The organism is Modestobacter sp. VKM Ac-2984 (assembly GCF_026967985.1).
Taxonomy (GTDB): domain Bacteria; phylum Actinomycetota; class Actinomycetes; order Mycobacteriales; family Geodermatophilaceae; genus Modestobacter.
The window spans coordinates 1-12614 of the sequence record NZ_JAPVBJ010000008.1 but is presented as its reverse complement, the minus strand read 5'-3'; the positions used below and the strand labels follow the sequence as shown (position 1 = coordinate 12614).

Genomic DNA, 12614 nt, shown 5'->3' with positions numbered 1-12614 from the left:
GCACGGATCGGTGATCACCACGGGCTGAGCGCGGCCTCCCCGACCCGGTGACCGCCACCAGCCGTGGTGATCACCCGGCGAGCGGGCCGGGAACGCCGACAGGGGCGGCCCCGCGAGTGCGGGACCGCCCCTGCCGGGCAGTGCTGGTGGTGCAGTGCTCAGCTGGACGCTGAGCGGTGTGGACTCAGAAGTCCATGCCGCCCATGCCGCCGTCGCCGCCACCGGCCATGGCCGGGGCGTTCTTCTCCGGCTTGTCGGCGATGACGGCCTCGGTGGTGAGGAAGAGCGCCGCGATGGAGGCGGCGTTCTGCAGCGCCGAGCGGGTGACCTTGGCCGGGTCGATGATGCCGGCCGCGATCAGGTCCACGTACTCGCCGGTGGCGGCGTTGAGGCCCCAGCCGGTCTCGGAGTTGCGGACCTTCTCCGCCACGACGCCGCCCTCGAGGCCGGCGTTGATGGCGATCTGCTTCAGCGGGGCCTCGAGCGCGACGCGCACGATGTTGGCACCGGTCGCCTCGTCGCCCTCGAGGTCGAGCTTGTCGAACGCGACGGCCGTGGCCTGCGCGAGAGCGACGCCACCACCGGCGACGATGCCCTCCTCGACGGCGGCCTTGGCGTTGCGCACCGCGTCCTCGATGCGGTGCTTGCGCTCCTTGAGCTCGACCTCGGTCGCGGCGCCGGCCTTGATGACGGCGACGCCACCGGCCAGCTTGGCCAGGCGCTCCTGGAGCTTCTCGCGGTCGTAGTCGGAGTCCGACTTCTCGATCTCGGCGCGGATCTGGTTGACGCGACCCTGGATCTGGTCGGCGTCACCAGCGCCCTCGATGATGGTCGTCTCGTCCTTGGTGGTGACGAACTTGCGCGCCCGGCCCAGCAGGGACAGGTCGGCGGTGTCCAGCTTGAGGCCGACCTCCTCGCTGATGACCTGACCACCGGTGAGGATCGCGATGTCGCCCAGCATGGCCTTGCGGCGGTCACCGAAGCCGGGGGCCTTGACGGCGACCGACTTGAAGGTGCCGCGGATCTTGTTGACCACCAGGGTCGCGAGGGCCTCGCCCTCGACGTCCTCGGCGATGATCGCCAGCGGCTTGCCGGACTGCATGACCTTCTCCAGCAGCGGGAGCAGGTCCTTGACCGTGGAGATCTTGCTGTTGAGGACCAGGATGTACGGGTCCTCGAGCACGGTCTCCATGCGGTCGGTGTCGGTCACGAAGTAGGCCGACAGGTGACCCTTGTCGAAGCGCATGCCCTCGGTGAGCTCGAGCTCAAGGCCGAAGGTGTTGCTCTCCTCGACGGTGATGACACCTTCCTTGCCGACCTTGTCCATCGCCTCGGCGATGAGCTCGCCGATGGCGGGGTCAGCGGCAGAGATCGAGGCGGTGGCCGCGATCTGCTCCTTGGTCTCGACGTCCTTGGCGGTCGAGAGGAGGTACTCCGAGACCGAGGCGACGGCCTTCTCGATGCCCTTCTTCAGGGCCATCGGGTTGGCGCCGGCGGCGACGTTGCGCAGCCCCTCGCGGACGAGGGCCTGGGCGAGCACGGTGGCGGTGGTGGTGCCGTCACCCGCGACGTCGTCGGTCTTCTTGGCGACCTCCTTGACGAGCTCGGCCCCGATCTTCTCGTACGGGTCCTCGAGCTCGATCTCCTTGGCGATGCTCACACCGTCGTTGGTGATGGTGGGAGCGCCCCACTTCTTCTCCAGAACGACGTTGCGGCCCTTCGGCCCCAGGGTCACCTTGACGGCGTCGGCGAGGATGTTCATGCCCCGCTCGAGACCGCGGCGAGCCTCTTCATCGAACGCGATCATCTTGGCCATGTGGTGATGTCCTCCATGCGTGGATCGCTGGCTGGTCAGGTCCGGCGCCCGCGACGGACGACACCGTGGCGTGAACGCTCCTGCGGTCCACGTGCCGGTGCCTCACCGTTCCGACCTGGTTGGCACTCAGGTAGCCCGAGTGCCAGCCCAAAGTCTGGCACTCGACCCAGGCGAGTGCAAGAAGGGGGGGTCGACGCCCACCGGTCAGGGACGCAGCGAGGCCCGGCCCCCGACCGGGGACCGGGCCTCGTGGTGCTGACCGGATCAGGCGCTCTGCACCGCGTCCGCCTGCGGGCCCTTCTCGCCCTGGACGACCTCGAAGCTGACCCGCTGGCCCTCTTCGAGGCTCTTGTAGCCGTCCATCTGGATGGCCGAGTAGTGGACGAAGACGTCCTGGCCGCCGTCGACGGCGATGAAGCCGAAGCCCTTCTCGGCGTTGAACCACTTCACGGTGCCCTGTGCCACGTGTGCTCCCACGTTCCGTGCGGACGACCCCTGGAGACTCGAGGAGCCGGGTCTCGCTCTTCCGCCCGCCGAACACGAACGTGGAACTCGAACCGCGCGGAACGGTACAGGAACGGGTGTCCCAGCTCACGGACACAGCCCTGCACATCCCCCGCCCGTGTGATAGGAGCGAGCGCACCTGCTAGGCGATGAGGCCGGCCTCGCGCAGCGACTTCAGCGACGGCTGCACGTGGTGCGAGGGGCCGACCACCGACAGCAGCGGGTCGAGGGTCTTCAGCCCCTCCCCGGTGTTGAGGACGACGACCTCCTGCGTCGGGTCGATCAGCCCCTTGTCGACCAGCTGCCGCAGCACCGCGGTGGTCACCCCGCCGGCGGTCTCGGCGAAGACGCCGGTGGTGCGGGCCAGGTCCCGGATGCCCTGCACGATCTCGTCGTCCCCGACCCGGCCGACCGAGCCGCCGGTGCGCCGGATGGCGTCCAGCGCGTACGGGCCGTCGGCCGGGTTTCCGATGTTCAGCGACTTGGCGATCCCGGTGGGCTTGACCGGCTTGACGACGTCCCAGCCGTTGTCGAAGGCGGTGGCGATCGGGTCGCAGCCGGCCGACTGGGCGCCGAAGACCTTCCACTCGGTGTCGGCGACGATGCCGGCCGCGACCAGCTCCCGCCAGGCCTTGTCGACCTTGGTGAGCAGCGAGCCCGACGCCATCGGGATGACCACCTGCGCCGGGATCCGCCAGCCCAGCTGCTCGGCGATCTCGTAGCCCATCGTCTTGGAACCCTCGGCGTAGTACGGCCGGACGTTCTGGTTGACGAAGGCGGTGTCCTCGAACTCGTCGGTCTCGGCGAGCTCGCTGGTCAGCCGGTTGACGTCGTCGTAGGACCCCTCGACGGCCACCAGGGCCTGGCCGTAGACCGCCGACTGGGTGATCTTGCCCGGCTCGAGGTCGCTGGGCACGAAGACGAAGGAGGGCAGCCCCATCCGTGCGGCGTGCGCGGCGACGGAGTTGGCCAGGTTGCCGGTCGAGGCGCAGGCGATCTTGGTGTAGCCGAAGCTCTTCGCCGCGGTCGCGGCCAGGCTCACCACCCGGTCCTTGAACGAGTGGGTCGGGTTGGCCGAGTCGTCCTTCACCCAGAGCCCACCGGTGAGGCCGAGCTCGGCGGCCAGCCGGTCGGCGCGCACGAGCGGGGTCATGCCCGGGTCGAGGCTGACCCGGGCGGCCGGGTCGTGCCCCACCGGGAGCAGGGCCACGTAGCGCCAGATGTTCTGCGGCCCGGCCTCGATCTGCTCACGGGTCACCGCGCGCATGAGCTCGGGGTCGTAGTCGACCTCCAGCGGGCCGAAGCACTCCGCACAGGCGTGCTCGGCGATGAGCCCGAAGGTGGCGCCGCAGTTGCGACAGACCAGGCCACGGGCCGGGTTGGGGGCGATCTGTCCACCGGCGCTGGAGTCTGCCTGGGCGGAACCGGGAGCGGTCAGGGTCATTCGACGACTACCTCCTCATCTTCCCCGCGCCGGGCCGTCGAGCCGCGCGGGACGGAATTGGCACCTCACGCTGCGCATGCGCGCAGGTCGCGGTTGCCGGGGCTTCAGCGGGCCGTGTCCCTCTGCCCCTCTGGATGAGTGGAACGGAGGTCACTCTACCCGGGGTCCGTCCGCCGGTGCGGCACCGCCAGGATGGAGCGGTGGCCACGCGCATCGTCTACACCGATCTGGACGGCACGATGGTGGGCCCGCGCGGCTCCTTCTGGCACACCGCCGACCGGGAGCTGACCGCCTCCCCCGCCGCCGCGCTGCTCGAGCTGCACCGGGCTGGTGTGGCGCTGGTGCTGGTCAGCGGCCGCACCCACGCGCAGCTGCTGGAAGCCGGCAGGATCTTCGCCGTCGACGGCGCGATCGCCGAGCTGGGCTCGCTGGTCAGCTGGCACGGCGGCCGGGAGACCCACCTGCTCACCGGCGACCTGCCCGCGCAGTTCGCCGGCCGGACGCCGATGGACGTGCTGACCGAGCTCGGCATCGTCGACGCGCTGGTCGCCGCGCACCGCGGCCGGCTGGAGTGGCACGACCCCTGGCACGCGACCCACTCCGCCGACGCCCTGCTGCGTGGCCGGGTCGACGCCGCAGCGGTCGACACCTGGCTGGCCGAGCGGGGGTGGGGCTGGCTGACGCTCAACGACAACGGCGCGGTCCCGGCCACCGCGCGGATGACGCTGGACGCCGAGGCCCTGCCGCCGCACGTCTACCACCTGATGCCGCGGGGGATCTCCAAGGGCGCCGCGATCAGCTGGGACCTCGCCCGCCGCGGGCTGACCGCCTCCGACGCCGTGGCCGTCGGCGACAGCGTGAGCGACCTGGAGATGGCCCCGGCGGTCGGCCGGCTGTGGGTGACCGCGAACGGGGCTGCGGTCGATGGCATGGCGGCCCGGCTCGACGCCGTCCCCAACGCCCGGGTCACCGACGCCCCGATGGGCGAGGGCTGGGCCCAGGCGGTGCTGGCCAGCCTGTAGGCCCGCTCAGCAGGGGATCAGCTGGTGACGTCCTTGCGGGAGAACTGCCAGAAGGCCAGCGCGGTGAAGACCGCCGAGTAGACGAGCCCCTGGATCACGCCGCGGAACAGGTCCCCGGAGTCGACCGGGGTCTGCAGCAGGTCGGTCCAGGCGTAGTTGAACGCGGTCGGGAACCAGTCGCGGATCCCGCCCAGCTGCTCGACCTGCTCCAGCACCGCGAACACGACCGTGCTGAACACCGCCCCGCCGACCGCGGCCAGCGGCGCGTCGGTGACCGTGGACAGCCAGAACGCCAGGGTGCCCACCACGAGCAGGTGGACGGCGAGGTAGCCGACCATCCCGGCCAGCCGGAGCAGCGCCGTCCCCTGGTCCAGCGCGACCCCGATCGGGGTCTGCACGTCGCCGAAGCCGAAGGCGATCCCGCCGGCGACCACGGCGACGACGACCAGCAGCACCATCGCGCCGACCGACAGGACCAGCGCGGCCAGCCACTTCTGCCGCAGCAGCCGGGCCCGCGGCACCGGCGTGGCCAGCGCGTAGCGCAGCGACCCCCAGGACGCCTCGCTGGCCACCGTGTCGCCGAAGAACAGCGCGAAGACGACGACCAGGAAGAAGCCGGTGGTGGCGAAGAGGGTGAACAGGGTGAGGTTCAGCCCGCTCGACGAGGCGACGTCCACCAGGTTGATCCGGCTGTTCTCCTCCGCCTCCTCGGTGCCGCCCAGCTGCAGGGCGCCGATCAGGATCAGCGGCAGCGCCGCCATCAGCGCGAACACACCGAGGGTGCGGCGGCGCTTGAACTGACGGCGCAGCTCGACGCCCAGCCGCAGCGTCCGCTCCGGCCGGTACCCCGCCGCCGCTCCCGTCGCCTGCGGCGCCGCCGCGACCTCGGACCCAGCTCGGCTCATGACTCCCCCACCAGTGACAGGAACGCGTCCTCCAGGCGGCGGCGCGGCGTGAGCTGGTCGACCCCGATGCCGGCCTCGACCAGCGCGGTCAGCGCGACCGCGCGGGTGGTCGGACCGAGGTCCACGACCAGGCCCTCCGTGCTCCGCTCCACCTCACCGACCCCGGGCAGCCCGGACAGGACGGCGACCGCCCGGTCGGTGTCGGCCGGATCGGCCAGCCCGACCAGCACCGCTCCCCCGGTGCCGACGATCTCCTCGACCGTGCCCTGGACGATCTTCTGCCCCTTGGCCATGACCACGACGTGGCTGCAGGTCTGCTCGATCTCCGACAGCAGGTGGCTGGAGATGATCACCGTGCGGCCGGTCTCGGCGTAGGACCGCAGCACCTCGCGCATCGCGTGGATCTGCGGCGGGTCCAGCCCGTTGGTCGGCTCGTCGAGCACCAGCAGGTCGGGCAGGCCGAGCATCGCCTGGGCGATGGCGACCCGCTGCCGCATCCCCTGGCTGTAGCTGCGCACCCGCTTGTCCAGGGCGACGCCCAGCCCGGCGATCTCGATGGCCTCCTCCAGGTGGGCGTCGGCCAGCGGCCGGCCGGTGGCGGCCCAGTAGAGGGTGAGGTTGTCCCGCCCGCTGAGGTGCGGCTGCAGGCCGGTGCCCTCCACGAACGACCCCAGCCGGGACAGCACGGGCGCACCGGGCCCGGCGGCGTGGCCGAACACCTCGATCCGGCCCTCGGTCGGGCGGATCAGCCCCATGAGCATCCGCAGCGACGTCGTCTTCCCCGCCCCGTTCGGGCCGAGCAGGCCGAGGACCTGGCCGCGGCGCACCTCGAAGGAGAGGTCCCGGACGGCGACGAACCCGTCCCCGTAGGCCTTGGTGACCCCCTCGAAGCGCAGCGGCACGTCCTCCCCGTCCGGCGCGGACACCGACACGCGCCGCCGCCGGCGCCGGCCGACCAGGACGGCGGCCAGCCAGCCCAGCGCCCCGAGCGCGGCCAGGACGGCGAGCAGCACCCACCAGCGGGCCGAGCCGGCGGTGGCCTGCACCTCACCCGGCACCACCGGGGCGGCCAGCTCCGCACCCTCGGCCAGGCCGACGGTGGAGACCTCCGAGGACGCGGGCAGGGCGAACGCCTGGTCGGTGGAGGAGACGACCACCCGCAGGGTGTGGCCGGCCTCGAACCGGTGGACGATCGGCGGGAGGGTCACCGGCACCTCGGACGGGGCCGCCGGGTCGGTGGACAGCCCGGTCAGCTCCAGCGGCGCGACCAGTCCGCTGGGCAGGGTCGTCGTGCCGTCGGGCGCGACGTCGTAGAGCTTGGCGAACATCGTCGCCGTCCCGTCCGGCGCCGACACGGCGAGGGTGGTGGTCGGCGCCCCGACCACCTCGATGGCCTCGGTGAGCTCCGGGCTCTCGAAGGCGGCGAACTGCCCCGGGATCTCCAGCGTGGTCCCGGCGAGTGCGGCGCCGACGGAGCCGAGGCCGGGGATGGTGGTGAGCGCGGCCGGGCTGCCGCCGGCCGGCGTGACCACCGGCTGGGTGGGGCCGGCCAGCTCGAGCACCCGGCTCTCGACGGGCTCGCCGTCGGCCAGGCCCGGGTACTCGTCGACGGAGACCGTCTGCGAGCCGCCCTGGACCCGGCCGACCCCGCTGCCCAGGCCGGTGGGGGCCGGGTAGCGGAAGCCGCCGGTGTCGCCGTCGGCGCCGGCGAGGTGGATCTCGAACCAGTCGGCGACCTCGTCCCGCAACTCCGCGGTGACCCGGCGGGAGGGCGAGACGTCGTGGCCGCCGGCGAACCAGACCATGCGGACGTCCGTGCCGGTGGCGGCGATGCCCCGGGCGTTGGCGTCGGCCTCGCCCAGCCCGAACAGCGAGTCCTGGGTGCCCTGCAGCAGCAGCGTGGGTGCGGTGATCCGGTCGAGCACGCCCGCCGGGCTGCTCCGCTCCAGGACGGCAGCGACCTCGGGGCTGAGCTCGCCGGTCGAGGCGGCCGTCTCGTAGGCCGCGCAGATGTCGGCCCGGAAGCGCCCGCAGGTCAGCGCCTGCACGGCCGCCGGGTCGAGGCCGTCGGCCAGGGGCGCCGCACCGTCGCCACCGACCCCCGGGCGCCCGTCGCCGGTGGGCAGCGAACCGCTGCCGAAGAACAGCCCGGCCCAGGTCCGCTTGAAGACCCCGGCGTCGTCGGTGCGCGGCACGTCGGCGGGGGTGCCGGCGCCGACGACGGCGGCCTGGTCGGGGAAGAAGGCCGTGGTCAGCGAGTTCCAGGTGATCTGCGGCGCGATCGCGTCGATGCGCGGGTCGTAGGCGGCCGCCAGCAGGGAGACCGCACCGCCGTAGGACGCCCCGGCGACGCCCACCCGCGGGTCACCGGCGGCGTCGAGGACGACGTCGTCCCGCGTCGCGAGGAGGTCGATCAGGGTGCTGACGTCGGCGACCTCGTAGCGCGGGTCGTTGAGGCCGATCTGCCCGCTGCTGGTGCCGAAGCCCCGCGCGGACCAGGTCAGCACCACGAACCCGCGGCGGGCCAGCTGGCGCGCGTCGGCAGCGACCGACTGCTTGCTGCCGCCGAAGCCGTGGGCGAGGAGGACGGCCGGCGCGGGGCCGGGCGTGTCGGGCAGGTACAGCGTGGTGTCCAGCTCGACGGCGTCAGCGCCCTCGCCGGAGGGGACCCGAGCCTCCTCGGTCGTCACGTCCTCGGCGGCCCGGGCGGGCCGGTCGGTGCCGGCGAGGACGACGGCGAGGGCGGGGAGGGCCAGCAGGAGGACGATCAGGGCGGCGAGCACCGGCTGGGCGCCGAGGCGCGAGCCGATCCGCGCCGGCCCGGGAGCGGTGCGCACGTGGGCGGCAACGGACGGCACGGTCCCCGAGTTCCGCGAGCCGGCCGCGTCGCGGTGGGTCAGGGCCGCCAGTTGCCGGTGGCGACCACGACGAGGCCGGGGTCGGCGACGCCGGGGACCTCGAAGTAGCGCGCGACGGGGCCGGTGACGTCGGGGAACTGCTCGACCAGCTGGGCCGCGGCCTGCTGCTGCACCGTGTCGCCCTCGCTGTAGTAGACCGTGGTGGTCGCCACGTCGCTGACCGGCGAGCCCGCGGTGCCGATCACCTCCCAGCCGGCTGCGGCGAACTGGTCGCCGATGCTGCCGGCCAGCCCGGTGATGCTGGTGCTGTTCAGCACCGTGACCGGCGCGAACACCGGCCCCACCGGCTCCGCGGAGACCGCCTCCGGCGCCGGCACGCTCTCCGGCACCGACGAGACCGCGGGCGCCGGTTCGCTGGCGGTCGGCAGCGGGGTCTGCGCCGAGGTCTCCTCGGTGCCGGGCCCGGTGAACGTCCAGACGCCCAGCACCACGAGGGTGAGGACGACGACGGCGAGCAGGCCCTGCACCCCGCGGCGCGGGCCACGGGGCACCTCGTCGGTGTGCAGGTCCCCGGGGCCGGGGCGGGCCGGCACGGCCTCGGGGCGGGCCGGCGGCGCAGCGCGCCGTCCCTCCTTCTTCCGGGCGGCCTCGGCGGCCTGCCGCTCCAGCCGCGCGGCTGCCCGGCCACCCACGGGGACGTCGACGGCCCGCCGCGCCGGACCGGACGGCGGCCCCTGCTCCGGTGCCGGCTCGGCCCGGGGAGTGCGCACGTCGGCGCGCCGGGGCACGGCCGGGGTGGGCGTGGGAGTGCGCCCGGCGGGGGCGCTCCCCCGCCCGGGCAGCTGTGGCGCACGCAGGGGGGCCACAGGCGCTGCCGGGGCGGCCGGTGCGGCGCCCCACGCCGACTCCTCCGGCACCGCCCCGGAGACCCGCTGGGTGACGTCCGCCGGTGGTGCGCTGGGCTCGGCGGCCCAGGCCGGCATGCCCGTCGTCATCGGGGCCACCGTGGAACCGGTGGACTCGACGCGCCACGCCGCGGGCTCGGCGCGCTGCCCCGTGGGCTCGGACGCCGGACGCGCGGGCTCGGACGCCGGACGCGCGGGCGCCGGCAGCGCGCGGCGGGGCTCCACGGCGGGGACGACCGGGGAGGAGTCGAACGGAGCGGGCGGGGTCGGCGTGGCGGCGGTCAACGGGCCCGAGACCGGCGGCACCGGCCGCGGCGCGGGCGTCTGGGGACCGGCGACCGCGGGGCGGCCCTCCGCGGTCGCGGGGTCCGTCCGCCGTCGTCCGCCGACCGGGGGCGGTGCGCTGGGCCGGCCGGCCGGGCGGCGGAGCAGCGGGTCCTCACCCGCGGGCAGCAGGCCCTCCCGCCGGCGCTCGGCCCGGCTCTGCCGCGGCAGGGTCATCGCCGTGTCGCTCTCGGGTCCGGGACCCTGGGGGGCGCGGGGGGTCACCGGACGGGGCGCGGGCTGGCCCGGCTGCGCGTGCTGGCGGCCGGACCCGGTGGGGGGCTGGATCGCGGGGTCGGTGCGCCGGCGACCCGGACTCGGGGTCGCCTCGGACGGACTTCCCTCACCGAACGGCGCCGCATGCCTCCCCACAGTGAGACAGGCTAGTCGCGACGGAGGTCCGTGCCCAGGACCCTGCCGGAGCGCTGACGCTGCCGCCCGGCCCGCATCCGGCGCAGCCGACGCACCAGCAGCGGGTCGGCGACGAGGGCCTCCGGACGGTCTATCAGGGCGTTGAGCACCTGGTAGTAGCGGGTGGACGTCATCCCGAAGCGCTCCCGGATGGCTGCTTCCTTGGCACCCGGGAAGCGCCACCACTGACGCTCGAAGGCCAGGATCTCCCGCTCTCGCGCGGGCAGACCGACAGTCGTGTCGTCCCCGTGCGTCCCGCTCGTCACAGCAGCCCCGTCGGCTGCGGTCCCCGGCGCCGTCCCGGGGTCGGTCCCGACTGCTGCCGGACACTCGTCCGCCGCCGGCTCGACGGGCTGCACGGGGTCCTCGCTCATGGTCCTGCCTCCATGGTCCTGCCTCCGGGGGAAGGGGGTCGGCCGGGCCTGCGCCTGGCACCGGCAGGGGTGGTCCGGACCCCTCGACGGTAGTCGCGTCACCGCGGCTGCGGAGCAGGACACCCGGGCGCGTCGCCAGCCCGTGCAGACCGGTCAGATGCCGGCCGGGAGCGGGGCGGCGGCCCGCCGGTTGCTGTGCGCGTTGCGCAGCGTGTCGACGGTGAAGACGGCCAGCGCGAGCCAGACGACGGCGAACCCGACGAGCCGGGCCGGCGGCATCGGTTCGTCGTAGACGAAGACGCCGATGGACAGCTGCATCAGCGGCGTGACGTACTGCAGCAGGCCGATCGTCGACAGCGGGACCCGGCTGGTGGCGGCGGCGAACAGCAGCAGCGGGACGGCGGTGGCCAGCCCCGAGCTGGCCAGCAGGAGCGCCTGCCCCAGGCCCGCCGTCCCGAAGGCGGCGTCGCCCTGCGCGCCCATCACCGTGATGACGGCCAGCGCCGGCAGGAACACCACCGCCGTCTCCACGAACAGGCCGGGCGCGGCGTCGACCCGGACCAGCTTCTTCATCAGGCCGTAGAGGCCGAAGCTGACGGCCAGGGCGAGCGAGATCCACGGCGGGTGGCCGTAGTCGACGGTCAGCACCAGGACCGCCACCACGGCGATCCCGACGGCGACCCACTGCAGCCGGCGCAGCCGCTCCCGGAAGACGAGCACGCCGAACAGGACGCTGACCAGCGGGTTGATGAAGTAGCCGAGTGAGGCCTCGACGACGTGCCCCGAGTTGACCGCGTAGACGTAGATGAGCCAGTTCGCCGCGATCAACACGGCGGCGACCGAGAGCACGAGCAGGGCACGCCGGTCGGTGACCACGGCCCGCACCTGGGTCCAGTTCCGCCGGACGGTCAGCAGGAGGCCGACGAACAGCAACGACCAGACCACCCGGTGCGCCACGATCTCCAGCCCGCCGGCCGGCTCGAGCAGCGGGAAGTAGAGCGGGAACACACCCCACAGGGAGTAGGCGCCGAGCCCGGCGAGCACCCCCACGCGCCGTTCGTCCACCGGCGCACCGTACGCCCGCGGCCACCGCCCTCCTCCGCGCCCCACGGGCATACCGTGGGCGACGTGCACGCGGGACGCCCCAACCCGGCCCAGTGGCTCTGGTACGCCTACGGCGGTGGCCTGCCGCCCTCGCTGTCGGACTGGGTGCTCGAGGACACGACCCGGCGCACCTGGGTGTGGCGGCACCTGGCCCGCGCCATGGTGCAGCTGGCCCCGGTGCTGCTGCTGTGCCTGCTGGTCCCGCCCGTCCCCTTCGACATCCGGCTCACCGCGACCCTCGGCGGGGTGGTCATCGGGTTGCTGTTCTCGGTTGCCTACATGACCGAGACGACCGAGCACCGCGCGGTGAAGGCCGGCTGGCCACCGGGGACGACGGCCGCGAGACGCGCCGAGCGGGCCGAGCGGGAGCGGATCGAGCGCCAGGCCCGGTACCGCTCGGGCGGTGCCGGCAGCTTCGACTGACGGCGGCCCCCCGCCCGCGGGACACGGCCGGGGAGGATGTCGCCGTGCACCCCTGCCTCTCCCGCCGGTCGCTGCTCGTCGCCGGTGGTGCCGCACTCGGCGTCGCCGCCTGCGCCCGCGGGCCGCAGTTCCCCGAGGTGACCGGTGCCGGACCGGGTGACCCGGTGGTGGCGCTGGCCGACGTGCCGGTCGGCGGCGGCTACGAGGTGTCGCTCGACGGACGGGCCGTGCTGGTCACCCAGCCGTCGGCGGGCACGGTGGCCGCCTTCGACGCCGAGTGCCCGCACGCGGGGTGCACGGTGCGCGCCACCGGCGACGGACTGGCCTGTCCCTGCCACGGCTCGGCCTTCGACCCCGCCACCGGCCAGGTGCTGCAGGGGCCGGCCACCGAGCCGCTGACCGCGGTCGGGGTGGCGGTGCGGGGCACGGACGTCGTGCTCACCTGACCGACGCTCCTATGGATCGTCAAGCGGGTGAGGGGGCGGCTTCGAGGCGGCGGTAGAGCTCGCGGGCGATGTAGCGCT

11 protein-coding genes and 1 riboswitch are annotated in these 12614 nt (G+C 74.0%); of the genes, 3 read left to right on the top strand and 8 right to left on the bottom strand.

Annotated elements, in window-relative coordinates; translation table 11 throughout:
• Positions 1 to 184: 184 nt before the first annotated feature.
• The 3 genes from groL to thrC all read right to left on the bottom strand — a co-directional run bounded on the left by groL (position 185) and on the right by thrC (position 3764).
• Positions 185 to 1816, bottom strand: a complete 1632-nt coding sequence (groL, locus tag O2W16_RS16060; protein ID WP_269159818.1) for a chaperonin GroEL — start codon at positions 1814 to 1816, stop codon at positions 185 to 187.
• A gap of 264 nt (positions 1817 to 2080) precedes the next feature.
• On the bottom strand, positions 2081 to 2281 hold the full coding sequence (locus O2W16_RS16055; protein ID WP_166753724.1) for a cold-shock protein: 201 nt from the start codon (positions 2279 to 2281) through the stop codon (positions 2081 to 2083).
• A 181-nt stretch (positions 2282 to 2462) separates the two neighbouring features.
• Entirely contained in the window at positions 2463 to 3764 is a 1302-nt protein-coding gene (gene thrC, locus O2W16_RS16050; RefSeq protein ID WP_269159817.1) for a threonine synthase, read from the bottom strand.
• Positions 3765 to 3776: 12 nt separating this feature from the next.
• Positions 3777 to 3905: riboswitch (SAM riboswitch) on the bottom strand.
• A 59-nt stretch (positions 3906 to 3964) separates the two neighbouring features.
• Between thrC and O2W16_RS16045 the strand changes: the two genes are divergently transcribed.
• Positions 3965 to 4786: an HAD family hydrolase gene (locus O2W16_RS16045; RefSeq protein WP_269159816.1), complete on the top strand. Its 822-nt coding sequence runs from the start codon at positions 3965 to 3967 to the stop codon at positions 4784 to 4786.
• A gap of 17 nt (positions 4787 to 4803) precedes the next feature.
• Here the strand turns inward: O2W16_RS16045 and O2W16_RS16040 are convergent, their stop codons facing one another.
• The 5 genes from O2W16_RS16040 to rarD all read right to left on the bottom strand — a co-directional run bounded on the left by O2W16_RS16040 (position 4804) and on the right by rarD (position 11628).
• A complete protein-coding gene (locus O2W16_RS16040; RefSeq protein WP_269159815.1) occupies positions 4804 to 5691 on the bottom strand; it encodes an ABC transporter permease in 888 nt (295 codons plus the stop codon).
• The gene (locus tag O2W16_RS16035; protein WP_269159814.1) at positions 5688 to 8528 is read right to left on the bottom strand and encodes an alpha/beta fold hydrolase; all 2841 of its coding nucleotides are present in this window, start codon (positions 8526 to 8528) and stop codon (positions 5688 to 5690) included. Before O2W16_RS16035 ends, O2W16_RS16040 begins: the two co-directional genes overlap by 4 nt.
• Positions 8529 to 8587: 59 nt before the next feature.
• The gene (locus O2W16_RS16030) at positions 8588 to 9955 is read right to left on the bottom strand and encodes a LytR C-terminal domain-containing protein (RefSeq protein ID WP_269159813.1); all 1368 of its coding nucleotides are present in this window, start codon (positions 9953 to 9955) and stop codon (positions 8588 to 8590) included.
• 206 nt (positions 9956 to 10161) lie between these two features.
• On the bottom strand, positions 10162 to 10563 hold the full coding sequence (locus O2W16_RS16025; protein ID WP_269159812.1) for a DUF3263 domain-containing protein: 402 nt from the start codon (positions 10561 to 10563) through the stop codon (positions 10162 to 10164).
• A 153-nt stretch (positions 10564 to 10716) separates the two neighbouring features.
• Positions 10717 to 11628, bottom strand: a complete 912-nt coding sequence (gene rarD, locus O2W16_RS16020; protein ID WP_269159811.1) for an EamA family transporter RarD — start codon at positions 11626 to 11628, stop codon at positions 10717 to 10719.
• A 63-nt stretch (positions 11629 to 11691) separates the two neighbouring features.
• Here rarD and O2W16_RS16015 point away from each other — a divergent pair, with 63 nt between their 5' ends.
• Both O2W16_RS16015 and O2W16_RS16010 read left to right on the top strand, forming a co-directional pair.
• Positions 11692 to 12090: a DUF5313 family protein gene (locus tag O2W16_RS16015; RefSeq protein ID WP_269159810.1), complete on the top strand. Its 399-nt coding sequence runs from the start codon at positions 11692 to 11694 to the stop codon at positions 12088 to 12090.
• Between the two features lie 44 nt (positions 12091 to 12134).
• Positions 12135 to 12536, top strand: coding sequence for a Rieske (2Fe-2S) protein (locus O2W16_RS16010; protein WP_269159809.1), 402 nt, complete (start codon positions 12135 to 12137; stop codon positions 12534 to 12536).
• The last annotated feature ends 78 nt before the right edge of the window (positions 12537 to 12614 follow it).